Source organism: Alphaproteobacteria bacterium (genome assembly GCA_015231795.1).
Lineage (GTDB): Bacteria > Pseudomonadota > Alphaproteobacteria > Rhodospirillales > WMHbin7 > WMHbin7.
Map to the genome: position 1 here is coordinate 273,980 of JADGAX010000003.1, position 23,975 is coordinate 297,954.

Below are 23,975 nucleotides of genomic sequence, written 5' to 3' on the forward strand. Positions count from 1 at the left end.
ACGGGTAACATCCTTAGGGCAAAATGTCAACATGACTGACATAAAATTCCCGCCGCCCGCCGCCGGGCATTTCAACGAAGGACAGCTTCGCGAAGCGATCGAGATGCTGTTTTTCGCCTATCGCGACTTCACCGCCGAACCCGACGCCATCTTGTCCGGGCATGGTTTCGGGCGCGCCCACCACCGGGTGATCTATTTCGTGGGCCGCCATCCCGGCATGACGGTCAGCGATCTGCTGGGAATCTTGAAGATCACCAAGCAAAGCCTGGCCCGCGTGCTGCGCGAACTGGTCGATCAGGGCTTCGTGGCCCAGGTGCAGGGCGAGCGCGACAAGCGTCAGCGCCGCCTAAGCCTGACCGCCAAGGGCCTGGGTCTGGAAAAATCGCTGACCGAGAGGCAGTTGGCCAGAATCGCCCGCGCTTTTGATGCTGCTGGCGCCCAAAGCGTCGAGGGTTTCAGGACCGTGATGCTGGGGATTACCGACGATCCGTCGCTGGGGCGCAAAAGCGTCTGACAATCCGCAAGGGCAATTTGCTTTGGCAAGCGATTCGCGATTTAATTCGCCCCTTCAAGACGACAGAGGAATTCCATGAATTTCTACGCGCCGCACGTTTTGGTCATCGACGACGACGAGCGGCTGCGCGCCTTGTTGGGCAAGTTCCTGGCCGACCAGGGTTTTGCGGTCGGTCTGGCGGCGGACACCCGGGAAGCTCGCGCCCAGATGTCGATGTTGTCCTTCGATCTTCTGGTTCTGGACCGCATGATGCCGGGCGAGGATGGTCTGGCTTTCGCCAAGTCGCTGCGCGCTGCCGGTCAATCCGTTCCGATCCTGATGCTGACCGCCATGAGCGAGGCCGAGCAGCGCATCGACGGCCTCGAGGGCGGGGCCGACGATTATTTGGCCAAGCCTTTCGAGCCTCGGGAACTGGTCTTGCGCATTCACAGCATCTTGAAGCGCGTGCCGAAGGAAACCGCCCCGGCGGCGCCCGAGCGTTTGAAGCTGGGGGGACTGGTCTATGACTTGGCGCGCCAAGCCTTGATGCAAGGCGACGAGCCTGTCCATCTGACCACCGCCGAGGCCACGCTGCTTGGCGTCTTGGCGCAAACGCCTTCCCAGGTGCTGTCGCGCGAGGAACTGGCCGAGAAAACCGGCGTGGCCGGAAATCTGCGCACCGTGGACGTGCAAGTAACGCGCCTTCGCAAGAAGTTGATGGACGATGCTCAGCAGCCCCGATATCTGCAAACCGTGCGCGGGCGCGGCTATATCCTGAAGCCGGATTAAGCGCATGGCCTCCCTTCATCCTTATCTGTGGCTGAAGTTGGGGTTGAAGCGGATTCTGCCGCGCGGCCTTCTGGGCCGCTCATTGCTGATCATCGTGGTGCCCCTGATCCTGGTGCAGGTGGTGGCGACGGTGGTTTTCTACGAACGCCATTGGGGAACGGTCACGCGCAGGCTGGCCCAGAATCTGGCTGGCGACATCGTGACCATTGTCGAACATATGCGGGCCTATCCCAGTGCCGGCGACCGTTCTTGGCTGTTCAATCTGGTCGATGACAGCATGGGGCTGACGCTGACCTTCGAGGAAGGCGGGGTCTTTCCAAACGCCCCTTTGAAGTCCAGCAACACCTTGTTCGAGGATGACCTGGAAGAAGCCCTTAGCAGCCAGTTGCAACGCCCTTTCCTGATTGATACGTCGCAAGAACGCTGGGTCGAGGTGCGCGTTCAGGTGCAAGACGGCGTGCTGCACATCTTCGCGCCGATCAAAAGGCTTGCCAGCTCGACCACCTACATCTTTCTGATCTGGATGGCGGGAACGGCGCTTCTGGTTTCCAGCATCGCCATCATCTTCATGCGCAATCAGGTGAAGTCGGTTCGCAGGCTGGCCGCCGCCGCCGACGCGCTGGGCAAGGGGCACGATGTTCCTTATCTGAAACCGGAAGGCGCCGCCGAAGTGCGCTTGGCCGCCATCGCCTTTGCCCGCATGCGCGACCGCATCAAGAGCCTGCTTGGCCATCGCACGGAAATGCTGGCGGGCGTTTCGCACGATCTGCGAACGCCCTTGACCCGCATGAAGCTGCAATTGGCCATGATGGGTGATGCCGATGGCGTGACCGATCTTAAAGCCGATCTCGACGAGATGGGGCGCATGATCGAAGGCTATCTGGCCTTTGCCAGGGGCGAGGGCGGCGAGTTGCCGGTCAAGGTCGAATTGGCCCGGCTTCTCGACGAAGTGGTGGGCGGCTTCAAGCGCCAGGGAACGGCCATCGACCTGCATATCGAAGGCGACATGGCCCTGATGTTGCGGCCCGACGCCATTCGCCGCTGCCTCAACAATCTGATCGGCAACGCCACGCGCCATGCCGGGCATATCTGGGTGCGGGCGGGGCTGCGCGAGACGGGGGTGGAAATCCTGATCGACGACGACGGCCCAGGGATTGCCGCCGAGATGCGCGAGGAGGTTTTCCGTCCCTTCTATCGCATCGAAACTTCACGCAACAAGAAGACCGGCGGGGTGGGGCTGGGGCTGACCATCGCCAGGGACATCGTGCGCAGCCATGGCGGCGACATCAGGCTCGAGGACAATCCATCGGGCGGCCTTCGCGTGCGGATTGCCCTGCCGCTGTGAATTACGGTTTTGGCCGCGTATAGACGAAGGCGTCGTACATGCCTTCGTAAAGGCTCAAATAGACGAGTTTGCCGTCTTGCGTCGCCAACCAGAAGATGGCGGACTCCTCGCAATCGCTGCGGAAGGCCTGAATTTTCTCGGCCAGTTTCCAGCCTTCCCGCGCTAAGGGGATGCCCGCGTCTTGAATGTCGGAACGCTTGATGGTGGCGCGCCCGAACTCGTAACGTTCCAGCGCGCCAATGTCGCAATGTTCCTTGTTCCAGATCAGCCGCTGATCGCCCTTGGAGAACTCGACGCGGTCAGGGTGAAAGCGCACCTCAAGCCCGTCTTCGCGAAGCCAGACGCCCTCGAACCATTTGCCCATTGGGGGCTTGTCCGCAGCCTGCAAGAGCGAGGCGCTTGCCAGCAGAAGCAGGACCGCCAGAAGCCAGCGGATCATGTCAGAGCCGGGTCGGCAAGGCTGGCTTCAGAAAAGCCCTTGGCGCGCAGAAGGCAACTGTCGCAAACGCCGCATGGGGTTGCGCCCCCGGCGTAGCAGCTCCAGGTCAAATGCAAGGGAGCGTTCAAACGATTGGCCAAGCGCACGATGTCGGCCTTTGACAGATCGATCAGCGGCGTCAGCAGGTCGAAGTCCACGCCATATTGCGTATAGAGCTTGGCCCCTAGATTCAGCATTTGCTTGGCGGCTGCGTAGAATTCCGGTCGGCAGTCGGGATAGCCGGAATAGTCCAGCGCATTGGCGGCAATGACGATCCCAGCTTTCAATGACCGGGGGGCGCACTTCTCCGTCTCGATCAGCCTCAGCGCCCAGCTTTCCAGGGTGGCGGCGGCCAGGGTCAGGAAAACGCTGTTGCGCAGGGGAACATAGGTAATTGGAATGTCGCCGTTCGCCATCTCTTCGACGGCGCGGCCCTCGGGCAGGGCGTGCAGGGCGCCGCCGGTCAGGGCGGAATGCTGGGCCAGACTCGCGAAAAAGCGGGCGTCGGCGCTTTGGTGGGGGACGTTCAGGGCCTCTGCCACGGCCTTGGCCGAAAGCAGTTCGCGTCGGTGCCCCTGGCCGTAATCGATGGACAGGGCCTTCGTTTCCCAGCCTTCGGACAGAACCCAGGATGCGGCGGTCGTCGAATCAAGGCCGCCCGAGAGCAGAACGACCGCCAGCTTCCGCATCGATCAAATAGCCTGCTGGCGATGGCGCCGGTACAGCCACAACAGGGCCACGGCGGCAATGGTCATCCACAACTTGCCCACCACCTGACCTTGCAAGTAAGCGATGCTGCCGAAGGCCAGCCACAAGAACAGGGCGCTGTCGGCCACCAAACCGACCAGATTGGAAATCGTGACCGCCATCATCCAGTTGCGCTTCCTGAGCGGCGTGTAAACGGCGAAATCGAGCAATTCGGAAACCAGGAAGGCCGCGCCGCTGGCCAGGGCGAATTTCGGCTCGATCGCATAGGAAAGGGCGGCGCCCGCCAGAATGGCGCCAATCGTCCAATTGCGCCCCAGCTTGTCTTGCACCAGATCGCGAAGCGTGAAGGCGAGGCCTGCAAAATAGACGCCCGCGGGCGCCATCAGGCCGAAGCCAACCGGCACCAGATGGAAGGTCTGGATGGCCCAGTTGGCAAGGAAAATGACGGCGATATAGGCGATAAGCGCAAGCATGGGGCGTAAACCTTGGAATTGGGAAAGGCGAGAGATTAGCCAAGAAGCCAGGGTTTGCAAGGAATTTACAAATATCGGGCTGGCAGAAAAATCCAACCTATTGTAGTGTAATGCGAATTCTTGCCTTGCGGGGGATGGCCGTGTTCGAGGCCCAAGGCGTATACATCGCTTTCCTGTTGCTTCTGGTTGCCTTGTCGGCGATCTGGGCGCTCGCTTGGTGGTTCACAAGGCGAACCCTGGAACTTGCCCGCCAGGGCGAGGAACGATACCGCAGCATCTTCACGGGGACATCGGTCGGCATCGTTCTGATCGATGCCGATGGCCGCATGCTTGAATTCAACCAAGCCTGGGCGCTGACGCTTGGCTACGAGGCAGAGACGTTGCGCAAAATGAAATGGCAAGACATTCCAGCACCCGCCGAGCGCGTCGCCAATTGGGCGGCTGTCGAAAGGCTGCTGAAGGGCGAGTTGCAGCGCCTGGAATTGGAGATGAGCTTCCATCATCATGACGGCTCGCTGCGCTGGGCCGATCTGAATTTGTCGCGGGTGGCGGATGTCGGCGGTCGGACCCGGGTGCTGTGCGCCGCTCTCGACATCACCTCAAGGCGCAAGAGCGAAGAGGAGTTGAAGCAAAGCCAGGAACGTCTGGCGCATCAACTGAAGTTTCAAGAGTTGCTGCTCGATTCCATTCCGCTTCCGGTTTTCGTCAAGGACTCTTCTGGCCGCTATATCGCCCTCAACCAGGCTTTTTGCCGTTTCCTTGGCAAGGATGGCGGGGAAATACGTGGCCGCACGGTCTATGAGATCGCCCCCAGCGATCTGGCCCGCGTCTATCATCAGGCAGATCTCGATCTGATGCAGCGCGGCGGAAAGCAGGTCTACGAAACTTCGGTCGAGACCAAGGAAGAAGGTCGGCGTCAAGTCATGTTTCACAAGGCGGTGTTTACCCTTCCCGACGGCAAGGTGGGCGGCATCATCGGCCTTGTGCTGGACATTACCGATCGAAAAGCCCTTGAGGAAAAACTGTCCTTGGCCAAGGAAAGAGCCGAATCGTCGGTTCGGTCGCGCACCGAGTTCCTGGCCGTGATGAGCCATGAGATCAGAACCCCAATGAACGGCTTGATGGGCATGATCCAGCTTCTGGAAAGTTCGGAACTGTCGCCGCGCCAACAAAACTTCATCAGAATCATGCGCGGCTCTTGCGAGGCGCTGCTGGCCCTTCTGGACGACATTCTCGACGCCACCAAGCTCGATACTGGTCATTTCGTCTTCGAACGCATCGATTTCGACCTGAAGCACTTGGTCGAAAACCTGGGGCAGTTGATGTCGGTTCGCGCCGAGGAAAAGGGGCTGACCTTTGGCGTCGAGATTCCGCCAGCCATCGGCTGGGTCAAGGGCGATCCCGGGCGGCTGCGCCAAATCTTGCTGAACTTGGTTGGCAATGCGGTCAAATTCACGCAGAGCGGCGGCGTGAAAATCAAGTTGGAAGTACCCGAGGAATCGGACGGCAATCAGATGATTCGCTTTTCCGTGATCGACACGGGAATTGGCATTCCCGAGGCCAGCCTGAAATCCATTTTCGCCCCCTTTACGCAGGCAGACTCCTCCATCGCTCGGCGCTTTGGCGGCACGGGGCTGGGGCTGGCGATCGCCAAGCGGCTGGTCGAAGGCATGGGTGGCGTGATTGGCGCTTCCAGCAGACCGGGCGAAGGCAGCGTCTTTCATTTCATGCTGCCCTTCTTGACGGGTGAGCCGGGGCAGGCCGAGACGTCCATAGCTAGGCGATTGCCGACCGGCCTTGCGGTCATGGTGGTCGATGACGTCGAGATCAATCGTCTGGTTGCCGGGGGATTGCTGGAACTTGACGGCCACAAGGTGATTCATGCCGCTTCCGGCGAAGAAGCCCTGGCCAAGCTGGTTGGCCAGCCGGTTGATGTCGTTTTCATGGACCTCTTGATGCCGGAAATGGACGGTTATGAAACCGCCAGGAGAATCCGGGCATTGCCCGTCGATCAGTTGGCACGATTGCCCATTCTCGCCATGACGGCCAATGTCCATCATTCGGATCGCGAACGGGCCGAGGCGGCGGGCATGAACGGCTTTCTGCCCAAGCCCCTCAATCTCAATGACATTCGCGCGACATTAAGTTCGTTGTCGGCAGGGGGGGGAGGGGCTAGGCCCATGGGCGCTCCCGACCAGACGAGCCTTGAGGCGGCGTCTTTGCTTGACCAGGAAAAGCTGGCTCTTTGGTTCAGCACCTTCGGCGCCGACAAGCTGAAAGAGCTGATCGGCACCTATCGCACGAGTTCGGCCGATAATTTTCGAGGCCTGAGCGCCGCCCTGGACGCCAAGGACGTTTCGCAGGTTGGACGAGTCGCCCACAAGATCGCGGGTGCGGCTGCCAATCTGGGATTTTCTGCTCTGTACCGACAAGGAATCAGCGCGGAGAACGCCGCCAAGGGAGGGCAGGATGCAGAAGCGCTGCATCTGGCCCAGGCCATGGCGGACATTCAGGCTCAGTCCTGGCAGGCGCTGGAACTCTGGCTGGCCAAGGCGCAGAGCGAGGGTCAGGGGTAACGCTTGCCTTTCTGATCCAAGGCGGGCACCCTCATGCCAAGATGACCGATTCCGATATCCTTTCTCCGCTCGTTCTGGCCTTGGCCGCTGGGCTGATGGTTGCTGTGGCCGCGTTGGCCCTGCTGGCCCGCAGGCGGGTCGAGACGGATCTGGCGCTGGAAAGCAACAACGAGAAAACCGCCTGCCTCACCGAGATGCTAAATTTCTCGCCCAACGGATTTTACCGCTGGGACGCCGACGGCGGGCAGGTTTGCTCCAGGCGCTTGGCCATCATGCTGGGCCTGCGCGCAGGCACGCAGACCTTGTTCGAGGAACTGGTGCAGTATTTCGGCCCTTCGGATCAGGCCGCCCTTTTGGCGGGCGTTGCCGGGTTGCGCCGTGAAGGCGCTGGATTCGCGCAAGAAGCCGTTCTGCTGGACCCCGTCAGGCGCGTGCGATTTACCGGCCAGCGGATTTCGGACGCTTCCGATCGATGGCTGGCCGATGTGCTGTGGGTCGAGGACATCACTCAGAACACGGAGACGTTGGACCGCCTGAGTTCTGAAACCTTCGTCCTGCTGACCGAGCGCGACCGGCTGCGCGCCGTTCTGAACGCCATGACCATTCCCGTCTGGCTTCGAGATGCCGATCTGCAACTGGTCTGGTGCAACCGGGCCTATGCGCAGGCGGTGGACGCCATTTCGCCCGCTCAGGCGGTGGCCAGCCAGAATGAACTGATGCAAGACGGTTCCGCGCTGGCCGAGACGGTGCGTGCGGAAAACCGCATGATGACCCAAGCGCGCCATCTGGTGGTGGATGGTCAGCGCCGCCTGTTCGAGATTTCCGAAATTCCCCTGGCGGGCGGCATGGCGGGTTACGCCCAGGACATGACCCGCCTTGAAGAGGCGCATGATTCCTTGTCGCGCCATATCGCCGCTCATGGCGAGGTGCTGGAACGTCTGACGCCCGCCATCGCCATTCACGGCCCCGATACCCGCTTGGCCTTCTTCAACGACGCCTATGTGCATCTTTGGCGCCTTGATCGCGCCTGGCTGTCGCAGGGACCGGCCTATGTTGAAATCCTAGACTATCTGCGCGAACGGCGTCTGTTGCCCGAGCAGGCCGATTTCCCGGCCTTCAAGGAAAGCGAGCTGAAGCGCTTTACCGGACTGATGGAAGCCGCCGAGGACATCGTGCATCTGCCCGACGGCACCACGCTAAGGCGCTTGATCGCGCCGCATCCTTTGGGCGGCCTGTTGTTCACCTATGAAAACGTCACGGACAAGCTGGCCCTGGAACGGTTGTACAACACCATGATCGCCGTGCATCGCCAAACACTCGACCATCTGCACGAAGCGGTGGCGGTGTTCGGCGGCGACGGACGCTTGAAGCTGTTCAATCAGGCGCTGGTGCGGCTGTGGGGTCTCGACAACGCCGTGCTGATGAGCCAGCCTCATGCCAGTTGGCTGTTCGAGATACAGCGCTCGCATGTCGAACAGAAATCTTGGGATGGTCTGAAGCGCAGCTATGAGCGCTTGTTGGCCGAACGTCCATCCGAGGTCATGCGTCTGGAGCGTCTTGACGGCTTGGTGCTTGATCAGGCCAGTCTGCCGCTGCCCGATGGCGGGCTGCTGGTCACTTGGTACGACGTAACCGATTCGGCGCGCGTGCAGAAGGCCTTGATCGAACGAGGTCAGGCTCTGGAAGCAGCCAATCGTTTAGGCGCCGAGTTCGTGGCCAGCGTGGCGGCCGAGTTGAAGGCGCCGCTGGAAGCTGCTGTTGGGCATGCCGACATTCTGGCCAACGCCTATTACGGCGATCTGAATTCGCGCCAAGCCGAACATGTGAAGGGCGTTCTTGAATCGTCGCGTCTGGCCTATGAACTGGTCGATGCGATGGTCGAACTGGCCACCCTGGAAGCCGGTCGCCTGACCCTGTCTATCGACACTTTGGACATCACCGTCTTGTTGTCGGGCGTGTTGGCTCTAACCCGCGAAGCGGTCAAGGCCAAGGCGCTGACGCTCAATTACGATTGCCCGCCCGATATCGGCTGGATGGTGGGCGACGCCAAGCGATTAAAACAGGCTTTGTACAATCTGGTCAGCAACGCGGTGAAGTTCACGCCTGAGGGCGGGCAGATCACGCTGGCCGCCAGCCGACAGGGCAAGGACGTCGCCTTTACGGTGGCCGACACGGGGGCGGGAATTACCGGGGCCGATCAGGCGGCGCTGGAAGGAACGCTTGAGGCCGGAAAGCCCGGCAAGGGCGGCGGCATTGGGTTGGTGCTGGTCAAGCGCTTCGTGGAATTGCATGGCGGGCGCATTGAAATCGCCTCGGCCAGTGGTGAAGGGACCACGGTCACTCTGTATCTGCCCGCAGGCTGAACCCGCGGGCAGGCTGAAGAGTCAGGCGACTTCGGCGAATTTCTCGCCCTTGATCTTGCAGACTGGGCATTCGTCGGGCGCTTCGCCGATGACGGTATGTCCGCAGACCGGACAGACGCGAATGGCGCTGACAAGAAGATCCTTACCTGCCTTCGCCGCTTCCAGCGCCTGCTTGAACAGTCCGAAATGGACCTTCTCAACCTCAAGGGCATAGGTCATCGACCGTTCCGCCCGCTTGTGGCCCTCCGCCTTGGCCTCGGCCAGCATCGGTGGATACATGTGGGTGAATTCATGTTCTTCGCCTGCAATGGCGTCTTCCAGATTGGCCACCGTCTCCTTGACTCCGTCCATGGCGCGCAGATGGCTGTGGGCGTGGATGGTTTCGGCGGCGGCAACGGCGCGGAACAGTTTGGCCACCATGGCCAGCCCGTCGCGGGCCGCCTGCTCGCCATAGGCCAGATATTTGCGATTGGCTTGGCTTTCCCCGGCAAAGGCTTCCTTCAGATTGTCCTGCGTGCTCATTTTGTTTTCCCTTGTTGGAGGCCCAAAAAAAAGGCGACGCCTGGGCGCCGCCTTCTTTTCGTCAATGAAGCGAAGAAATCAAATCGCTTCCTTGAGTTCCTTGGCCGGACGGAAGGCAACCTTCTTGCTGGCCTTGATCTTGATGGCCTCGCCGGTGGCGGGGTTGCGGCCCATGCGGGCGGCACGCTTCTTGACCTGCAGAACGCCCAGGCCGACGATGCGAACGCGGGCGCCCTTCTTCAGGTGCTTCGTGATCATGTCGACGACGTCGTTCAGAATGGCTTCCGACTGCTTCTTGGACATTTCATGCTTGGTCGCAGTCGCAGCAGCGAGGTGCTTGAGCGTGACGAGAGCGGGCTTGTCAGCCGCCGCCGCCGCCTTGGTCGTAGGTGCCTTGGCCATGTTTTTTATCCCTGAAAAGGTTGATCGATAGGCATGAAAGACCATAGAAATAAGGCGATTTCAAGCGGCAACCCTCAAGGATATTGATAATAAACACTTTTCTCGCGGACAATTTTTGCGTCAAGGCTGCGACTCGGAACGTCGATTCTCTTTTTGGCTCGATGCGGCAAGGGATGGCGCAGTTCTTTCGTTTCGTGCATCCTTGTTCAAGTGATGATGCAAAGGCAAGGGAACAGAGATCATGGCGGCACTGACCTTTCCGAAGAATTTTCTGTGGGGCGCATCGACCTCGTCTTATCAGATCGAGGGCGCGTTGAACGAGGATGGGCGCGGCCCGTGCATCTGGGACACTTATGCCGCTCAGGGGCGCATCCAGGATGGCTCGACGGCGGCCATGGCTTGCGACCACTATCATCGCTATCTTGAAGACGTCGCCCTGATGAAGCAGGCGGGCTTCAACGCCTATCGCTTTTCCATCGCCTGGCCGCGCATTCTGCCCACGGGGACAGGCGCCGTGAACGAGAAGGGTCTTGATTTCTACGATCGTCTGGTCGATGCGCTTCTGGCCGCCAACATTCGTCCGATGGCCTGTCTTTATCACTGGGACTTGCCGCAGCCCTTGGAGGACAAGGGCGGTTGGCAGGGCCGCGACGTGGTGGGGCCTTTCGCCGACTATGCCCGCATCGTCACCAAGCGCTTGGCCGACCGGGTCAAAGACTGGATGATGCTGAACGAACCCAATGTGGTGGCCATTTTCGGCTATGGGCTGACCGATCAGGCGCCGGGCCTCAATCTGGGCGAGCAGGGCATTCTGCGCGCCCTTCATCACCAGAATTTGGCGCAGGGTGCTGCCTTGCGGGCTATTGCGGCGGAACATTCGGGGCTGACCACCGGAACGGTGATCAATCTGCAGCCTTGCCGGGCCGAGGACGACAAACCCGAAAACGTCGCCGCCGCCAAGCGCTGGGACGCGGTATGGAACCGCGTGCCGCTGGATGGCGTGATGCGGGGCAAGATTCCCGAAATTCTGGCCGAGAAGATGAAGGGCATCGTGCAGCCCGGCGACGAAGAGGCCATCCGCTTCCCCATCGATCTTTTGGGCATCAATTATTATTCGCGCATGACGATGAAGCACGAGGCGGGGCGCCCCTTTGACGTCACCTGGGGCGACGCGCATTGCGACCGTTGGACCTATATGGCCTGGCCGGTGCAGCCCGACGGGCTTTACGACCTGCTGATGGAGTTCAAGCGCGATTACGGCAATCCGGCGGTTTACATCGCCGAGAACGGGGCCGCCTATGACGACAAGGTGGAAGCCGACGGCTCCGTGCACGACCTCGAACGCGTGGCGTTCCTAAGAGATCATATAGAAGCGGTGGGACGTGCCGCCCAGGACGGCTGCAACGTGAAGGGCTATCTGGCCTGGAGCCTTTTGGACAATTTCGAATGGGGATTCGGCCTGTCCAAGCGTTTCGGCATCGTGCGCGTTGATTACGAAACGCAAAAGCGCACGCCCAAGGACAGCTATCGTTTCCTGGCCGAGGTCATCAAAAACGGAAGCCTCTGATCCCTCAGTATTCCTTGGCCCCTTTTTTCGCGGCGCCGTTGGCGAATTTCAAAGCACCTTCCACTTGCTGGCGCGCTTTGGCGTCGCAGGCGGATTTGTTGGCCATGTTGGCGAATTCCTCTTCCGCCATGCCGATGGCGGTCGACATCGCCGGATCGGATTTGACGCGCGACTGAATGCGCTGATCGAGCTGGCTGGCGAAGCGGTCGAGCTGACTTGCCGCTTCCGCGCCGAAAAATCTGCAACGCCGGTTGATCAACTGGGCGGGCATCAGGCTGGCCCATATCTTGGCTTCGGCATCCTTGGCCTTGAACTCCTGATAGCGCGGCCGCAAGGTTGCCGCCAGACCTGCCCGCATGATTTTGGCGGCCTGCTCGTCGCAACTTTTCCCAGCCGCGGCGCTGCGCGCTTCGCCAAGCAAGCCGTCCGCGCTCTTGCCCAGTTTTGCGGCCTCTTCCTTGAACGACGCTTCGACGAGGCTACGTTCTTCCCCGCTCAATCCCTTGCAGACCGAATCGACGCTTAAGGACAGCGCCTTGCTTTTCAGCGAGGAAGCGGGGGCTGCGCCGTCGGGGGCTGCTGTGGCGCCGGCTGTGGCTGGAAGAGAGACGCCCAGCCGCCTCAACGCATCCTTGGCGTTTTGGTTGTTGCCTTGGGCGGCAAGTTTGTACCAAGCCTGGGCTTTGTCCATGTCCTTGGGCATGGCGTTGCCCTGTTCCGCCAAATAGCCCAGGCGATATTGCGCGCTGCTTTCGCCTTGCTCGCCCGCCATCCGATACAGCATCAGGGCGCTGTCCATGTCCTGCGCCAAGCCGCTGCCCAGTTCGTACAATCGCCCCAGCAGCGTCATGGCCTTCACCTGGTTGCCCTCTACCGCTTTTCGCAGATGCGTGACGGCTCTGTTGGTGTCGCGCTCGATTTCCTTGCCCGCTAGAAATAGCTCGCCCAAATGCAGCGAGGCGGCGGCATGGCCGCTCTTTTCGCTCTCCTCAAGCTTGTTAAGGCCAGCTTCGACGTTCTTGGCGGTGCCGCGCCCTGATATTTGTCTAAGGGCCATGTCCAGTCCGGCGCGCCGGTGCCCGGCCTGGCTCAGGACCGCCAGTTCGGCATAGGCCGCTTCGTCGGAAATCTGGCTGGCCTGGATCGATTTCAGCAGCCCGATATATTTTACATCCAGGGCGGCGGCCAGATCGTAACGTTTTTTCCAGGCCTGTCCGCCGTCCTCGCCATCCTTCAATTCGGCCAGCCGTTTCATGGCGGGAATCAGCTCCAGGTTGGCCGCCCGTCGGTACCAATTCCTGGCGATGGCGTCGTCGGCCAAGACGCCTTCGCCGGTCTCGTAAACGCGCCCAAGTTCGTAGGCCGCCCAGGGAAATTGCTTTTCTGCGGCCCTGCTAAGCCAAGCGGACTGCAAAGCAAGGTCGCGCTCGACGCCGTTGCCCAAACGGTAATGGCGGGCCAAAGCCATTTGTGCGGCGGGAAAGCCCTGCTCGGCGGCTTGCCGCACCCAGGTAATGTCCGAGGTCTGAATGCCACGGAATGTGTAGATGATGGCGGCACTGCCAAGTTGCGTAACAGGAGGCTGGGGGGCTGGCTGCGCGCCTAATGGAAGCGCGGCCAGCCATGCGCCAGCCAGTGCCAATAGCGCCAGCAGGGGCTGGCGGCGCATTTTTCCATAGGGGCGGTCGGGATTGGCCATGAGGGCAATCTTTCCTGGGAAGCCTACAAAGGCTTGTAATTTAGCACAGTTCTCACGTTAACACATATTCACGTCAATTCATGCGCCTCACATCTTGTGTTTAAGGACAGGCAATATGGAGGGAGTAGATTCACCCACATCAGGCATTTTTTTATGATCCCGCACCTTAACCGCGACGGCGTTTATACCCGTCGCGGTTTTTTTTGCGCCTTTGCAGTGCGGTATATGCATGCCGTGAATTGCTGCAATGCAAAATTAGAGGAAGCGAATTTGACTGACATCCTCTATATCTTGAGGCAGATCAAGTTTCTGTACGCAGATTGGAGTTTCGGCACATGCTCAAAGTGAACAGTTATTCCGCAGGATGGATCCACAGCTACGCCGCTGCGGATCAGGATAATGCCGCCCAGGCTTTCGGCTGGGTCGAAAAGCTGAGCTGGCTAGCCGTTCGCGCCCTTGTCGGCCTGGCTTCCTGGAACGAGAGGCGCCGGATCAGCGCCGAGTTGATGGCCATGGACGACCGCCAATTGGCCGATATCGGCTTGGTACGCACCGACATCGACCGGGTCGCCAGCGGCCAATATGAAGATGTCAGGCATGTTCCCAAGCCCTCTTTCGACGGGCGTTACGCGTCCGACCAGCGCTTGGCTGCTTAAATCGGTCATCCTTCTTTAAGGCCCTGGGCGATATTTTCGCCTTCAGGGCCTTTTTCTTGCCCTATTTTCGAGTCACACCGTTGCCGTAGCCGACAGGCTATGGCAAAAACAGGCGCGGCCCGATTCCACGGGCGGCCATTGTTCAACGACGGTTTCGACGAGGTATCCGACATGGTTCGACGCGTCCGCAAGGCGGTGTTTCCCGTTGGCGGCATGGGCACCCGGTTTCTTCCCGCCACCAAGGCGATGCCCAAAGAGATGCTTCCGGTTGTCGACAAGCCCCTGATCCAGTACGCCGTCGAAGAGGCGCAGGCGGCGGGCATCGAACATTTCATCTTCGTGACCGGTCGCGGCAAGGGGGCGCTTGAGGACCATTTCGATCACGCCCCGCAACTCGAGCGGCTGTTGCTTGAGCGGCGCAAGACCAAGGAGATCGAAGCCGTCACCTCCTGGATGCCCAAGTCGGGACAGGTCTCCTATACCCGTCAGCAAGAACCGTTGGGTCTGGGCCACGCCGTTTGGTGCGCCCGCGATCTGGTGGGCGACGAACCTTTCGCCGTGCTGCTGCCCGACGATCTGGTGCGCGCTCGCGTGCCGTGCCTGCGCCAGATGGTCGATGTATGGGTGGAAACCGGCGGCAGCATGGTGGCCGTGATGGACGTGCCCCGTGAACACACCAAGCGCTACGGCATCCTGGATGTCGAAAAGGACGACGGCAAGCTGGCGCGCGCCAAGGGCCTAGTGGAAAAGCCCGAACCCGAGGTCGCGCCCTCCACTCTGTCCATCATCGGGCGTTACATTCTGCATCCCAAGGTGTTCGACTATCTCGAACTTCAGCAGCGGGGTGCGGGCGGCGAAGTGCAGTTGACCGACGCCATGGCCAAAACGATCGGCCAAGTGCCTTTCCACGGGCTTCGTTTCGAAGGCCAGCGCTTCGATTGCGGCGACAAAGTGGGCTTCCTGGCCGCCAATGTCGTGTATGGATTGGATCGGCCAGACCTTGCCGACGAATTCCGCGAAGCCCTGAAGTCCATCGAAATCTAAAATCGACTTTTCCCAGCGAAGGATCATCGCATGCGCGTTACCATGATCGGCACCGGCTATGTCGGACTTGTTTCCGGAGCCTGCTTCTCCGAATTCGGCGTCAATGTCACCTGCGTTGACAAGGACGTCGGCAAGATCGAGAAGCTGAAGCAGGGCATCATGCCCATTTACGAGCCGGGTCTCGACAAGCTGGTGGAAGACAATGTGAAGGACGGGCGTTTGTCCTTCACCACCGAACTGGGACCGGCGGTCAAGGGCGCCGACGCCGTGTTCATTGCCGTGGGCACGCCGTCTCGCCGTGGCGACGGCTATGCCGACTTGTCATATGTTTATGCCGCCGCCGAGGAGATCGCCCAGGCCCTGGACGGCTATACGGTGATCGTCGACAAAAGCACCGTGCCGGTGGGCACGGGCCGCGAAGTGGAAGCCATCATCAGAAAGACCAATCCCAAGGCGGATTTCGACGTGGTATCGAACCCTGAATTCCTGCGCGAAGGTTCGGCCATTCACGATTTCATGCGCCCCGACCGCGTGGTGATCGGCACCGAGCAGGAGCGCGCCCGCGAAGTGATGCGCAGGCTTTACCGCCCCTTGCATCTGATCGAAACGCCCATTCTGTTCACGGGCCGCGAGACGGCGGAACTGACCAAATACGCCGCCAACGCCTTCCTGGCCGTCAAGATCACCTTCATCAACGAGATCGCCGACCTGTGCGAAAAAGTCGGCGCCGACGTGCATGACGTGTCGAAGGGCATCGGCCTGGATGGCCGCATCGGCAAGAAATTCCTGCATCCTGGCCCCGGCTATGGCGGATCTTGCTTCCCCAAGGACACGCTGGCCTTGGTGCGCACGGCCAAGGATGCGGGCGCTCCGGCCCGTATCGTGGAAACCGTGGTCGACATCAACGACAAGCGCAAGAAGCGCATGGCCGACAAGGTGGTCGATATTTGCGGCGGTTCAGTCAAAGGCAAGAAGATCGCCATCCTGGGCCTGACCTTCAAACCCAACACCGACGACATGCGTGACGCCCCCTCGTTGGAGATCGTGCCTGCCTTGAATGCGGCCGGGGCCAAACTCAGCGTTTTCGATCCCGAAGGCATGGAAGAGGCCAAGAAGCTGCTGTCCGGCGTCGAATGGTGCGAAAACGTCTATGACACGCTGAAGGATGCCGACGCGATGGTTCTGGTGACCGAATGGAACGAGTTCCGTTCGCTCGACCTGCCCCGCGTCAAGTCGTTGATGAAGACGCCGGCCATGGTCGATCTGCGCAACGTCTACTCGCCCGCCGAAATGGTGGCGACGGGATTCAGTTACATGGGCGTAGGACGTCCCGTTCCAAAGAAAGGCTGAAAGACATGAAGCTGCTCGCCGTCGCAACCAAACCCTTCGACGGCCAGAAGCCCGGCACGTCGGGCCTAAGGAAGAAGGTCAAGGTCTTCGAGCAGCCGCATTATCTGGAGAATTTCGTTCAGTCGGTTTTCGATGTGCTGGCGGCGGAAACGCCGGAAGGCTTCTTAGCCAAGACGCTGGTCGTGGGCGGCGACGGTCGCTATCACAACAAGCCAGCCATCGTCACCATCTTGAAAATGGCGGCAGCGGCGGGCTTTGGCCGCGTCTTGGTGGGGGCAGGAGGCATTCTGTCCACCCCTGCCGTCTCTTGCGTGATCCGCAAGCACAAGGCTTTCGGCGGCTTCGTGCTGTCGGCCAGCCACAATCCGGGCGGCCCATCGGAAGATTTCGGCATCAAATACAACAATGCTTCCGGAGCACCCGCGCCCGAGAAACTGACCGAAGCCGTTTTCGCCCGCACCAAGACCATTGGCGAGTACCGCATTCTGGATGCAGCCGTTCCGTCGATTGAGGCGACAGGCAAATTCCAACTGGGAAGCACGGCGGTCGAGGTGATCGATCCGGTCGCTGACTACGGCGACTTGATGGCGCAATTGTTCGACTTCGAGGGCATCCGGGCCTGGTTCAAGGCCGGGCATCGCATCGCCTTTGATGCCATGCACGCCGTGACCGGCCCTTATGCGGTCGAGATTCTCGAAAACCGCCTGGGGGCGGCCAAGGGAAGCGTGATGAACGCCATTCCGTTGGAGGATTTCGGCGGCGGACATCCCGACCCCAATCTGGTGCATGCCCATGATCTTGTCGAGTTGATGAACGGCCAGGATGCGCCCGATCTGGGGGCCGCTTCGGATGGCGATGGCGACCGCAACATGATTCTGGGACGTTCCTTCTTCGTCACCCCTTCGGACAGTCTGGCCGTGATCGCCGAACATGCCGCCGTTGCCCCCGGATATGCCAAGGGGTTGAAAGGGATCGCGCGCTCCATGCCCACCAGCGGGGCGGCCGATCTGGTGGCCAAGGCCCTGAACATACCTTGCTTTGAGACGCCCACCGGCTGGAAATTCTTCGGAAATTTGCTGGATGACGGCAAGGCGAGCCTGTGCGGCGAGGAAAGTTTCGGCACCGGTTCCGACCATGTGCGCGAGAAGGATGGGCTGTGGGCCGTTCTGATGTGGCTGAACATGTTGGCCGCCACCGGCAAGCCGGTGGCCGAATTGGTTCGCGCCCACTGGAAGCGTTTTGGGCGCACCTTCTATACCCGCCATGACTGGGAAGCCATCCCCACGGACATTGCCGACACGCTGATGGCCGATCTGCGCGCCTCACTGCCCAACCTGCAGGGCAAAATGCTGGCCGGACTTAAGGTTAGCAAGGCCGACGACTTTTCCTATACCGATCCCGTGGACGGATCGGTCAGCGCCAAGCAGGGTGTTCGGGTGTTGTTCGAAGATGGGGCGCGGATGGTGTTCCGGCTTTCGGGCACAGGAACCGAGGGGGCGACGCTGCGCGTTTATTTCGAGCGTCCCGTGGCGGATCTTGCCAAACATGAGGACGATACCCAAGTGACGTTGGGTGACCTGATCCGGGCGGCAGAGGAACTGGCGGGGATCAAGAAACGCACCGGACGTGACGCGCCAACGGTGATCACATGACTTTGTCCCATGCCCTTCATCCAACGATTCTTCGCGAATACGACATTCGCGGCATTGTGGAACATACATTGTCGGCGGATGACGCCTACGCCATTGGCCGCGCCTTCGGGAGCATGTGCGCCAAGCAGGGCGGGCGCCATGTGACGGTTGGGCGGGATGGCCGCCTCAGTTCGCCTGATTTGGCCGATGCGGTGACGCTGGGCTTGCAGGCGGCGGGCATCGAGGTGATCGATATCGGCCTGGGGCCGACGCCGATGCTGTATTTCGCCGCCAAGACCCTGAAGGCCGACGGCGGCGTCATGATCACGGGATCGCACAATCCGCCCAACCATAACGGCTTCAAGATGGTGATGAAGGGCAAGCCCTTCTTTGGCGCCGACATCTTGGAATTGGGACGCATCGCCGCCGCGGGTGCCTATGCCACCGGCTCGGGCAGCCTGGTCAAGCGCCCGATCGACAAGGCCTATGTCGAACGCCTGCTGCAAGACTACAACGGCCAGCGTCCGCTGCGCGTGGTTTGGGATTGCGGCAATGGCGCCACAGGCGAGGTCGTCAAGCAGTTGGTGGCGCGCCTTCCCGGCCATCACACGGTTCTGTTTGCCGAAATCGACGGCACATTTCCCAATCACCATCCCGATCCCACCGATCCGCATACGCTGATCGCCTTGAAGCAAGCCGTTGCCGACGAGAAGGCCGATTTGGGAATCGCCTTCGACGGCGATGGCGACCGCATCGGCGTCGTCGATGGCAAGGGCCGCATCTTGTGGGGCGATCAAATTCTGGTGCTGCTGGCCGAAGACGTGCTGAAGCGCCAGCCGGGCGCTACCATCATGGCCGACGTCAAGGCCAGCCAAGCGCTGTTCGACGCCATCGAGAAAATGGGCGGCCAACCCTTGATGTGGAAGACGGGCCATTCCCTGATCAAGACCAAGATGGCGGAAATCGGCTGTCCCCTGGCTGGCGAAATGAGCGGACACATTTTCTTTGCCGATACCTATTACGGCTATGACGACGCGCTGTATGCCGCCATTCGCTTTCTGTCGAAGGTGGCGCGCCTGCCAGACGGCTTGGCGGCTTGGCATGACAAATTGCCAAAGATGATCAACACGCCGGAAATTCGCATCGATTGCGCCGACGAGCGAAAATTCGCGGTGATCGAGGAAGTTCGTTCGCGCCTGTCGGCCATGGGCGCCGACGTGAACGCCACCGATGGCGTGCGCGTGAAGGAAGCCGAAGGCTGGTGGTTGCTTCGCGCATCGAACACCCAAGCGGTTCTGGTGGCCAGGGCCGAGGCCAATGACGAAGCCGGACTGACGGAACTGAAGGGCCGCTTGAAGAGCCAATTGGCGGCCTCCGGCCTCTCGTCGGCTATTTAGCCGGCATGAGGTTGCGTAGCCGGGCTGCCTGAATTTCCTGCTCCATTTCGTTTAGAACGCCGGATGTGAATCCCTCGGACTGCATATGTTGCAGGGCTTGCGCCAATGAGGGCACCAAGTCGGCATGCTTCTTATTGACGTAAAGAAATAGCGGAACACTGTTGATCGGCGGGTCGAGCGAGAGAAGAGGGCCTGCCTTCATGCGGTCGATTTCAGGCCAAGCGTTGTATCCCAACACCGCGACGCTGCAGCGCCCTGCCTTCAGCATCAGGATTGATTGGGCGACGTCGTTGGCAATCGTGCGATCCATGCTCTCCGTTGCCGCCTCGGCCAGTTTCATGCCGCGAAGGATGCACAGGCTGAATGGCTTCAAACTATCCCAGCCGTCGATTCTGAATGTCATGCCCGTGGTGAAAACTACCGTGTGGTAGCTCAACATTGGCACCGGCACCTGGACCAGATTGGGATAGAGTTTCTCCAGACCCGCCACGCGGACTTGGTCTCCCGCCGTCTGGCCGTTGTCGGCGGCCTGCAGGGCGCGTTCGCTGGGCAGGGTTCTGAATTCCGTCTCGACGCCCGAGCGGCGGAACGCCTCGGCCGATATTCTGGCGGCATAGCGGGCCAGCGGGTCTTCTCGTTGCGACAAGACGAGTTTTTCCCTGGCGGCGCTGCGCTCCTGGGCGAAGGCGGGAAGCCAAGAAAAACACATCAGCATAATGAGAAACAGGCGGCGCATGGTTTTGATTTCCTTATCTCGCCAGCGGCTCGTTGCGCTGCCGCGCGGTCTGAATTTCCTTTTCGAAGGGAGAAAGCAGTGCCGCCGTCGTGCCATCCTTTTGCATCCTTAGAAGTTCGGCAACCAGCTTTGGAACTAGGTGCTTGTGCTTCTTGTTGACGTAAAGATAGAGAGGCGTGCTGGCAATCGGCGGTTCCAGCGAGCGTAGAGTCTGTGCCTGCAGGCGATCAATTTCCGGCCAAACGACATATCCCAGAATGCCAACTTGGCATCGCCCGGCCAGCAGCATCTTGATCATTTGAGGCACATCGTTGGTGAAGTATCGATTCATGCCCTCCGTTCCATCCTCGGCCAGCTTCATGCCGCGAGAGACGCAAAGGCTGTAGGGGCGCAGACTCTCCCAGCCATCGACTTTGAAGATTAGCCCCGTCGTGAAGGCGACCGTATCAAAATTAAGCAAAGGCTCGGGCACTTGGATCAGATTGGGGTATTGCGCCTCTAGTCCAGCCATACGCGCCAGTTCGCCGTCCGTCTCGCCGTCATCCGCCTCTTGAATGGCCCGCAGGCTTGGCAGGACTTTGGCCTTTGCCGTGATCCCGATACGACGGTAAGCCTCGGAAGCGATGGCGAAAGCGGATCTGGCCAGCAGATTGTCGCGCTGGGACAGAACAATTTGCTCGCTGGCTTGGGCCGGAAAGCAGATAAGCCACGCCAGGAAAAGTGACAGCGACCAGCGCATGGCCTGTTCCCTAGTCCCTTTCCGGTTGCTGCGGCAAGGCCCCTTGCCCAAGGGTGAAATAGAAGGTTGTGCCCTCTGTTGGTTTCGATTCGTACCAGATGCGCCCATGATGCAGCTGAACGATCCGTTTGCAGATGGCAAGCCCGATGCCGGTTCCCGGATAGGCCTGCTTGGTGTGATGGCGGCGAAAAATGTCGAAAATATCCTGGTTCGACGCTTCGATGCCGATGCCGTTGTCGGTGACGGAAATGACGGGTTCGCCTTCTTGGATTTTGCAATCGATCCTGACGTCAAGCGCAACGCCGGGCCTTGAAAATTTGATGGCGTTGTCGATCAGATTTTCGAACAACTCGGCGATCAGGGCGGCGTTGCCCTCGATTTCCGGCAAAGGACCCACTCTGACGCAGGCCCCTGACTTTTCGACGAGCTGGCTTAACTTGTCGATCGCCGTGCGGCAGACGGCGTCAAGCTGCACCGTCGTGAAGGTCAAGCCGCGGCCCAGGCGCGAAAAGGTCAAAAGGTCGTTGACCAGCTTGTACATCTGCCGGGCGTTGCCGATGATGTAATCGAGATATTCGTCGGCGTTGGCGTCGAAGCGGCCGCGATAATCCTTCTCAAGTTTCTGGGCGTAAAGCGCTATGCCTCGCAACGGCTCTTGCAAATCGTGCGACGCCACATAGGCGAAACGCTGCAATTCAGAGTTGCTGATGGTCAGCTTCTCGACCAAGTCTTGAAGTTTCGCCTCGGTCTCGCGCCGCTGGTTGATTTCAGTTTCCATGTCCAAATTCGACGCTTGCAAATCCTTGTAGGCCTTGCGAAGCGAATCTTGCATGGATTGGATCGCCTGAACCATGCGGTCCAGTTCGTCGGGTTCGGCCCCGATGGGGCGGTCAAGCGCCAGTCGGGGCGCCGTGCTTCTGAGGTCGAAGGAGTCGACCGACTGGGCAAGATCAATCAAGTGGCGGGTGACAAGGCGGTAGACGATCAAAAGAATGAACAGCGAGACGATGAAGGTTTTGATTCCCTGGTTGAACAAGATCATCAAAGCACTGCCGAACAGTCTGGCGTAAACATGTTCGAACGTGGCCTCGACCCGCAGGGTTCCGATGGCGTGCGGCCCATTGTGGTCGGTGAAGATCAGCGGAAACTCGCGCACGATGGGCGGATTCTCCAGCGGCGTTCCCGAACGGATAACCAGCGGCTGACGGCCGTCGCTGTTCGTTTCGCGTAATTCCAGGGCTTGAATGTCGGGCAGGCGCTGAATGCCGCCTAGTTGCAGCTTGATTTGCTCTGTGTCGAATTGCCACAGCCCGCCCGCCAAACTGTCGGCATAGCTGCTGCGCAATTCGGCCAAGCGTTGCTCGATCTCGCTGACGTCGCGCCGATATTCGAAATAGAGTTGGCCCACGGTCAGCGCCAGCGTCACGACCGAACTGACGAGAAGAATCGAAATCAGCAAGCGCCAGCCGATGCCACGATATAACCGCCTGGAGGGTGCTGGCACCTGCAAACCCATTTTCAACGTCGTCGGATTGTCATAGGCCAAAAGAATCGGTCTTCCCTGACGGTGGATGTCTGCCCCGCTTATGACAACAGAATGACAGGACAGGCGTGTTTCGTCGAGCCGAACTTACGGGGGAGATGAAGCAAGTATGATGAATTTATATTTCCGTACAATAAGTTGCATGAATGAGGTGGGGAAATCGAGCCCCTGCCGTTTTCTCTCATTTTGATTTCACCAAATCATCACACACGCTTTTCTAAAGCCGTATTAAAAGCCAAGCCATGCGCGACGGAACACTACATCTTGATTCGGTCGATCTTGTCGGCGGCCGGGTTCTCATGGCGGACGGCAGCATTGCCGAGGCCGATCTTCATATTGCCGACGGCAAGATCGCTGGGATTGGCGGCAAGCGCCAAGCCCACCGCAGCCTGGACGCCAAGGGACATCTGATCTTGCCGGGCATCGTCGACCTGCACGGCGACGTGTTCGAGCGCCAGCTTATGCCCCGTCCAGGCATTCAATTCGACCAGCGTCTGGCCTTGATCGATACCGACCGCCAGTTGGTGGCCAATGGCGTGACCACGGCCTATCATGGGCTGTCCTGGTCGTGGGAGCCGGGTTTGCGCGACGGGTCGTCGGCGGTCGCCTTCATGGCGGCGCTGGATCAGGTTCGCCCGCGCCTGCTGGCCGATACGCGCCTGCATCTGCGCCACGAAACCTTCAATGTCGAGGCCGAGCAGCAACTGATCGCCTGGATGGATCAGGGGCGGATCGATCTTCTGTCTTTCAACGACCATACGGTGTCGATTGCCGGGAAGATCGAGAAGCGGGAGCATCCGGTGCGCTATGCTGGGCGCTCGGAACTGACGGAGGAGGAATTCCGCTCGCTGTTCGATCTGGTGATGTCCAGGGCAGGCGAGGTAGAAAGTTCGATCGAGCGTTTGGCCCGCGAGGCCAGAAGCCGCCATATTCCCATCGCCTCGCATAACGATAGTTCGCCCACCGACCGCGCCTGGTTCCATTCCCTGGGCAGCCGCTTGTGCGAATTTCCCTGCGATTTCGAAACCGCCTTTTTCGCCATCGCCAACGGCGATGCCGTGATCATGGGCGCTCCCAATGCGGTGCGCGGCAAAAGCCACTACCAGCGCCCTTCGGCGGGCGAATTGGCCAAGTCCGGCCTGTGCACCATTCTGGCCTCCGACTATTACTATCCCGCCTTGCTGCATGCTCCGTTCACGCTGATGCGCGAAGGCAAGCTGGATTTCGCCAAGGCTTGGTCGCTGGTATCCCAAGCGCCAGCCCGCGCCCTGGGCCTATCCGACCGGGGAGAGATCATCGAGGGGCTTAGGGCCGACCTGATCATAGTCGATGATTCGGATCCCCACCTGCCCATGGTGGCCGCCACCATGGCCGAAGGCCGGATGGCTTTTTGCGCGCATCTGTAAAATCGTCTTTCCTTCTCCTTATTGAACCGGCGCCGTCATTCCCCTAATCTGTCTTGGG

General features: G+C 60.1%; 21 protein-coding genes. 12 read left to right on the forward strand and 9 right to left on the reverse strand.

The genetic code is table 11. From position 1 onward, the window contains the following. The first annotated feature begins 31 nt into the window (after nt 1-31). The 3 genes from HQL44_09020 (at nt 32) to HQL44_09030 (ending at nt 2,627) form a co-directional block, all read left to right on the forward strand. Complete coding sequence (locus HQL44_09020) at nt 32-514, forward strand: MarR family transcriptional regulator (protein ID MBF0268722.1); 483 nt, start codon at nt 32-34, stop codon at nt 512-514. Nucleotides 515-589: 75 nt separating this feature from the next. After that, the gene (locus tag HQL44_09025; protein MBF0268723.1) at nt 590-1,282 is read left to right on the forward strand and encodes a response regulator; all 693 of its coding nucleotides are present in this window, start codon (nt 590-592) and stop codon (nt 1,280-1,282) included. 4 nt (nt 1,283-1,286) lie between these two features. Next, complete coding sequence (locus HQL44_09030; protein MBF0268724.1) at nt 1,287-2,627, forward strand: HAMP domain-containing protein; 1,341 nt, start codon at nt 1,287-1,289, stop codon at nt 2,625-2,627. Between the two features lies 1 nt (nt 2,628). Here HQL44_09030 and HQL44_09035 read toward each other — a convergent pair whose 3' ends face one another. Genes HQL44_09035 through HQL44_09045 form a run of 3 tightly spaced genes read right to left on the reverse strand, consistent with a single transcriptional unit; the run spans nt 2,629 to nt 4,286 of the window. Further along, complete coding sequence (locus tag HQL44_09035; GenBank protein MBF0268725.1) at nt 2,629-3,066, reverse strand: hypothetical protein; 438 nt, start codon at nt 3,064-3,066, stop codon at nt 2,629-2,631. Next, on the reverse strand, nt 3,063-3,794 hold the full coding sequence (queC, locus tag HQL44_09040) for a 7-cyano-7-deazaguanine synthase QueC (GenBank protein ID MBF0268726.1): 732 nt from the start codon (nt 3,792-3,794) through the stop codon (nt 3,063-3,065). Before queC ends, HQL44_09035 begins: the two co-directional genes overlap by 4 nt. Before the next feature lie 3 nt (nt 3,795-3,797). Beyond that, nucleotides 3,798-4,286: a VUT family protein gene (locus HQL44_09045; protein MBF0268727.1), complete on the reverse strand. Its 489-nt coding sequence runs from the start codon at nt 4,284-4,286 to the stop codon at nt 3,798-3,800. Between the two features lie 110 nt (nt 4,287-4,396). Here HQL44_09045 and HQL44_09050 point away from each other — a divergent pair, with 110 nt between their 5' ends. Both HQL44_09050 and HQL44_09055 read left to right on the forward strand, forming a co-directional pair. Then, nucleotides 4,397-6,862, forward strand: a complete 2,466-nt coding sequence (locus HQL44_09050; GenBank protein ID MBF0268728.1) for a PAS domain S-box protein — start codon at nt 4,397-4,399, stop codon at nt 6,860-6,862. Between the two features lie 41 nt (nt 6,863-6,903). Beyond that, nucleotides 6,904-9,225, forward strand: coding sequence for a PAS-domain containing protein (locus HQL44_09055; protein ID MBF0268729.1), 2,322 nt, complete (start codon nt 6,904-6,906; stop codon nt 9,223-9,225). A gap of 21 nt (nt 9,226-9,246) precedes the next feature. Here HQL44_09055 and HQL44_09060 read toward each other — a convergent pair whose 3' ends face one another. Continuing rightward, nucleotides 9,247-9,747 (reverse strand): rubrerythrin family protein, encoded by a 501-nt coding sequence (locus HQL44_09060; GenBank protein MBF0268730.1) that lies wholly within the window; start codon nt 9,745-9,747, stop codon nt 9,247-9,249. Between the two features lie 78 nt (nt 9,748-9,825). Continuing rightward, entirely contained in the window at nt 9,826-10,149 is a 324-nt protein-coding gene (locus HQL44_09065; protein ID MBF0268731.1) for an HU family DNA-binding protein, read from the reverse strand. A 241-nt stretch (nt 10,150-10,390) separates the two neighbouring features. Here HQL44_09065 and HQL44_09070 point away from each other — a divergent pair, with 241 nt between their 5' ends. Continuing rightward, the gene (locus HQL44_09070; GenBank protein MBF0268732.1) at nt 10,391-11,716 is read left to right on the forward strand and encodes a beta-glucosidase; all 1,326 of its coding nucleotides are present in this window, start codon (nt 10,391-10,393) and stop codon (nt 11,714-11,716) included. Nucleotides 11,717-11,720: 4 nt separating this feature from the next. Here HQL44_09070 and HQL44_09075 read toward each other — a convergent pair whose 3' ends face one another. Continuing rightward, nucleotides 11,721-13,415 carry an SEL1-like repeat protein gene (locus tag HQL44_09075; protein MBF0268733.1) on the reverse strand — a complete coding sequence of 565 codons (1,695 nt, stop codon included), beginning with the start codon at nt 13,413-13,415 and terminating at the stop codon, nt 11,721-11,723. 335 nt (nt 13,416-13,750) lie between these two features. Here HQL44_09075 and HQL44_09080 point away from each other — a divergent pair, with 335 nt between their 5' ends. The 5 genes from HQL44_09080 (at nt 13,751) to HQL44_09100 (ending at nt 19,493) form a co-directional block, all read left to right on the forward strand. Beyond that, nucleotides 13,751-14,071: a DUF1127 domain-containing protein gene (locus tag HQL44_09080; protein ID MBF0268734.1), complete on the forward strand. Its 321-nt coding sequence runs from the start codon at nt 13,751-13,753 to the stop codon at nt 14,069-14,071. Nucleotides 14,072-14,242: 171 nt separating this feature from the next. Further along, on the forward strand, nt 14,243-15,115 hold the full coding sequence (gene galU / locus HQL44_09085; protein ID MBF0268735.1) for a UTP--glucose-1-phosphate uridylyltransferase GalU: 873 nt from the start codon (nt 14,243-14,245) through the stop codon (nt 15,113-15,115). 30 nt (nt 15,116-15,145) lie between these two features. Next, the gene (locus tag HQL44_09090; protein ID MBF0268736.1) at nt 15,146-16,465 is read left to right on the forward strand and encodes a UDP-glucose/GDP-mannose dehydrogenase family protein; all 1,320 of its coding nucleotides are present in this window, start codon (nt 15,146-15,148) and stop codon (nt 16,463-16,465) included. A 5-nt stretch (nt 16,466-16,470) separates the two neighbouring features. Further along, nucleotides 16,471-18,117 (forward strand): alpha-D-glucose phosphate-specific phosphoglucomutase, encoded by a 1,647-nt coding sequence (locus HQL44_09095; protein ID MBF0268737.1) that lies wholly within the window; start codon nt 16,471-16,473, stop codon nt 18,115-18,117. Then, nucleotides 18,114-19,493 carry a phosphomannomutase/phosphoglucomutase gene (locus HQL44_09100; protein MBF0268738.1) on the forward strand — a complete coding sequence of 460 codons (1,380 nt, stop codon included), beginning with the start codon at nt 18,114-18,116 and terminating at the stop codon, nt 19,491-19,493. Before HQL44_09095 ends, HQL44_09100 begins: the two co-directional genes overlap by 4 nt. Here HQL44_09100 and HQL44_09105 read toward each other — a convergent pair. Genes HQL44_09105 through HQL44_09115 form a run of 3 tightly spaced genes read right to left on the reverse strand, consistent with a single transcriptional unit; the run spans nt 19,486 to nt 22,427 of the window. Beyond that, entirely contained in the window at nt 19,486-20,229 is a 744-nt protein-coding gene (locus HQL44_09105) for a hypothetical protein (GenBank protein ID MBF0268739.1), read from the reverse strand. The two genes, HQL44_09100 and HQL44_09105, sit on opposite strands and share 8 nt — an antisense overlap. Before the next feature lie 13 nt (nt 20,230-20,242). Next, on the reverse strand, nt 20,243-20,968 hold the full coding sequence (locus HQL44_09110) for a transporter substrate-binding domain-containing protein (protein MBF0268740.1): 726 nt from the start codon (nt 20,966-20,968) through the stop codon (nt 20,243-20,245). A 10-nt stretch (nt 20,969-20,978) separates the two neighbouring features. Then, nucleotides 20,979-22,427 (reverse strand): hypothetical protein, encoded by a 1,449-nt coding sequence (locus HQL44_09115; protein MBF0268741.1) that lies wholly within the window; start codon nt 22,425-22,427, stop codon nt 20,979-20,981. Nucleotides 22,428-22,753: 326 nt separating this feature from the next. Here HQL44_09115 and HQL44_09120 point away from each other — a divergent pair, with 326 nt between their 5' ends. After that, nucleotides 22,754-23,917, forward strand: coding sequence for an alpha-D-ribose 1-methylphosphonate 5-triphosphate diphosphatase (locus HQL44_09120; protein MBF0268742.1), 1,164 nt, complete (start codon nt 22,754-22,756; stop codon nt 23,915-23,917). Nucleotides 23,918-23,975: the final 58 nt, after the last annotated feature.

Coding starts and splice junctions, on each gene's coding strand:
- HQL44_09020 (MBF0268722.1), top strand. CDS start 32: ATGACTGACATAAAATTCCCGCCGCCCGCCGCCGGGCATTTCAACGAA.
- HQL44_09025 (MBF0268723.1), top strand. CDS start 590: ATGAATTTCTACGCGCCGCACGTTTTGGTCATCGACGACGACGAGCGG.
- HQL44_09030 (MBF0268724.1), top strand. CDS start 1,287: ATGGCCTCCCTTCATCCTTATCTGTGGCTGAAGTTGGGGTTGAAGCGG.
- HQL44_09035 (MBF0268725.1), bottom strand. CDS start 3,066: ATGATCCGCTGGCTTCTGGCGGTCCTGCTTCTGCTGGCAAGCGCCTCG.
- queC (MBF0268726.1), bottom strand. CDS start 3,794: ATGCGGAAGCTGGCGGTCGTTCTGCTCTCGGGCGGCCTTGATTCGACG.
- HQL44_09045 (MBF0268727.1), bottom strand. CDS start 4,286: ATGCTTGCGCTTATCGCCTATATCGCCGTCATTTTCCTTGCCAACTGG.
- HQL44_09050 (MBF0268728.1), top strand. CDS start 4,397: ATGCGAATTCTTGCCTTGCGGGGGATGGCCGTGTTCGAGGCCCAAGGC.
- HQL44_09055 (MBF0268729.1), top strand. CDS start 6,904: ATGACCGATTCCGATATCCTTTCTCCGCTCGTTCTGGCCTTGGCCGCT.
- HQL44_09060 (MBF0268730.1), bottom strand. CDS start 9,747: ATGAGCACGCAGGACAATCTGAAGGAAGCCTTTGCCGGGGAAAGCCAA.
- HQL44_09065 (MBF0268731.1), bottom strand. CDS start 10,149: ATGGCCAAGGCACCTACGACCAAGGCGGCGGCGGCGGCTGACAAGCCC.
- HQL44_09070 (MBF0268732.1), top strand. CDS start 10,391: ATGGCGGCACTGACCTTTCCGAAGAATTTTCTGTGGGGCGCATCGACC.
- HQL44_09075 (MBF0268733.1), bottom strand. CDS start 13,415: ATGGCCAATCCCGACCGCCCCTATGGAAAAATGCGCCGCCAGCCCCTG.
- HQL44_09080 (MBF0268734.1), top strand. CDS start 13,751: ATGCTCAAAGTGAACAGTTATTCCGCAGGATGGATCCACAGCTACGCC.
- galU (MBF0268735.1), top strand. CDS start 14,243: ATGGTTCGACGCGTCCGCAAGGCGGTGTTTCCCGTTGGCGGCATGGGC.
- HQL44_09090 (MBF0268736.1), top strand. CDS start 15,146: ATGCGCGTTACCATGATCGGCACCGGCTATGTCGGACTTGTTTCCGGA.
- HQL44_09095 (MBF0268737.1), top strand. CDS start 16,471: ATGAAGCTGCTCGCCGTCGCAACCAAACCCTTCGACGGCCAGAAGCCC.
- HQL44_09100 (MBF0268738.1), top strand. CDS start 18,114: ATGACTTTGTCCCATGCCCTTCATCCAACGATTCTTCGCGAATACGAC.
- HQL44_09105 (MBF0268739.1), bottom strand. CDS start 20,229: ATGCGCCGCCTGTTTCTCATTATGCTGATGTGTTTTTCTTGGCTTCCC.
- HQL44_09110 (MBF0268740.1), bottom strand. CDS start 20,968: ATGCGCTGGTCGCTGTCACTTTTCCTGGCGTGGCTTATCTGCTTTCCG.
- HQL44_09120 (MBF0268742.1), top strand. CDS start 22,754: ATGCGCGACGGAACACTACATCTTGATTCGGTCGATCTTGTCGGCGGC.